The organism is Xanthobacter versatilis, from assembly GCF_043193975.1.
Taxonomy (GTDB): Bacteria; Pseudomonadota; Alphaproteobacteria; order Rhizobiales; family Xanthobacteraceae; genus Xanthobacter; species Xanthobacter autotrophicus_E.
In genome coordinates, this window is sequence record NZ_JBAFVB010000044.1 from 1 (window position 1) to 201 (window position 201).

The following is a 201-nucleotide window of genomic DNA, read 5'->3' on the forward strand; positions in this document are numbered from 1 at the left end:
CTGAAGAGCGACCAGGTGAAGCGGCTGAAGGATCTGGAGAAGGAGAACGAACGGCTGCGCAAGGCGGTTTCGGACCTGACGCTGGAGAAGCTGATCCTGAAGGAAGCCGCGTCGGGAAACTTCTAAGCCCCGCCCGTCGCCGTCGCTGCATCGCGCACGTCGTGGCCAAGCTCGGCGTATCGGAGCGGCTCGCGTGCCGGG

The 201-nt window shown here is 65.2% G+C and carries 1 pseudogene; it reads left to right on the forward strand.

The features are described from left to right. Positions 1 to 201 (forward strand): annotated as a pseudogene (locus V5F66_RS22310) (IS3 family transposase); the annotation flags it as partial.